A 1,459-nucleotide genomic window follows, 5' to 3' on the forward strand; every position below is an offset into this window, starting at 1 on the left:
GGGACATCGGGCCCGCGCCGCGTCACCAGGTAGCACGCAACTGCCGGATGATCCGGCGGCGGGGGGGGGGGGGGGGGGGGGGGGGGGGGGGGGGGGGGGGGGGGGGGCCGGGCGGGGGGGGGGGGGGGGGGGGGGGGGGGGGGGGGGGGGGGGGCGCGGGGGGGGGGGGGGGGGGGCCCCCCCCCCCCCCCCCCCCCCCCCCCCCCCCGTCACCAGGTAGCACGCAACTGCCGGATGATCCGGCGGCGCAGCCGCACCTTGCGGCTGCCGTCGGGGTTGAGCCGCAGGCGGTCCAACTCCCAGTGTCCGTACTCGGCATGTTCGGTCAGTAGGCGAGTCGTGGCCTTGCGGGATACCCCCCGAGGCACGTACACATCGCAGAATTCGTATTCCGGCATCGCATCTATTGTGCGGGAACTGCCCTGGTACGGATAGCGTCTGCACTATGTCTGATGCTGCGCAGCCATCTGCTGCCGAGGTACGCGCCGCCGCTGAAGCGGTGAAAGCCGCACTGGATCGCCACCTCGATGCCGTCGAGCGACGGGTCGGCGGGGACGACCCGGCCGTCTACGCCGCGTTCAACGAACTGGCCGCGGCTGCCGAGACCTACGACGAACTCCTCTACGACGCGTACGACGAAGTCACGCCCTTCGAGATCCCCGGCGACGACACGCTGCCCGCCTACGACGGGCCGGAGGAACCGAGCGCCGTCAGCGTGCTGATCCGCAGGGACTACGCGGTGTCCGAGCCGCAGCGGCTGCTCTCCCAGGCGCAGCGGATCGCCGACCTCGACCCGGACGTGATCGCCAGCAACGGCCTGGCCGGCAAGGGCACGTCGGCCGCGGCCGTCGGAGGCAGCGTGCACGCCGCGCTCGGAGTCCTCTTCGGGGAGTACGAACCGGACGAAATCGCCTCCCGGCACAAGGAGTTCGGCCTGGAGGAGGGGGACTCCACGCTCTGGGTGTCGGCCACCGACGAGCCGGCCGAGCCGGGGGAGTGGCTGGCGGCGCCGTTCGACCACACCGACCCGCAGCGCATCGTCTGCCGCTTCGACGTGAGCACGGTCTTCGACGAGGAACCCGACGACGTGGACGATGACGTCGACGACGTCGACGACGACCTGGAGCTGCTTGAGCCTGAGCCCTAGCCGGAACTTGCTCCGCGCCGGGGCCCCGGGCCCCGGGACGGGCCTTGGGCCCCGGGTCCGCTTTCGGGCCGCTGTCCCGCTGGTTCACGCCGGCGGGACGGCGGCCCGTTCGCGTGCCTGGTGGGCATGGGCTCGTGCGGGGTCGGGTACGGGCCGCGGGCGCGCTGTCCGGGGCAGGGGTGGGCCCGGGGCGCCGGGTGGCGCCTGCCCCTGCGCGGGGGGCCGGGCCGGCGCCCGCCCCGGGCCGGGCAGCTGGGCCGCGGTGAAGGTGTTGAGGGCGGCCGCGTTGGAGATGATCGCGCCCGCGGACTG

Annotated in this window: 3 protein-coding genes and 1 pseudogene; 2 read left to right on the plus strand and 2 right to left on the minus strand. The window is 74.6% G+C overall.

Annotated elements, in window-relative coordinates:
• The coding region (locus tag AAHZ94_RS33970; protein WP_349997542.1) for a hypothetical protein at positions 1–220 on the plus strand (220 nt) is incomplete at its 5' end.
• Here AAHZ94_RS33970 and AAHZ94_RS33975 read toward each other — a convergent pair.
• The gene (locus tag AAHZ94_RS33975; protein WP_349997543.1) at positions 210–398 is read right to left on the minus strand and encodes a DUF5703 family protein; all 189 of its coding nucleotides are present in this window, start codon (positions 396–398) and stop codon (positions 210–212) included. The two genes, AAHZ94_RS33970 and AAHZ94_RS33975, sit on opposite strands and share 11 nt — an antisense overlap.
• A gap of 47 nt (positions 399–445) precedes the next feature.
• Between AAHZ94_RS33975 and AAHZ94_RS33980 the strand changes: the two genes are divergently transcribed.
• Positions 446–1,147 carry a hypothetical protein gene (locus AAHZ94_RS33980; RefSeq protein ID WP_349997544.1) on the plus strand — a complete coding sequence of 234 codons (702 nt, stop codon included), beginning with the start codon at positions 446–448 and terminating at the stop codon, positions 1,145–1,147.
• Positions 1,148–1,231: 84 nt separating this feature from the next.
• Here the strand turns inward: AAHZ94_RS33980 and AAHZ94_RS33985 are convergent.
• Positions 1,232–1,459: pseudogene (locus tag AAHZ94_RS33985) on the minus strand (serine/threonine protein kinase); the annotation flags it as partial.

The sequence above is a fragment of the Streptomyces sp. HSW2009 genome (assembly GCF_040240285.1).
In the GTDB taxonomy this organism is placed as follows: Bacteria; Actinomycetota; Actinomycetes; order Streptomycetales; family Streptomycetaceae; genus Streptomyces.

What these genes read in the sequence shown, in the direction of transcription:
- AAHZ94_RS33980 (WP_349997544.1), top strand. Translation starts at nt 446, where the DNA reads ATGTCTGATGCTGCGCAGCCATCTGCTGCCGAGGTACGCGCCGCCGCT.
- AAHZ94_RS33975 (WP_349997543.1), bottom strand. Translation starts at nt 398, where the DNA reads ATGCCGGAATACGAATTCTGCGATGTGTACGTGCCTCGGGGGGTATCC.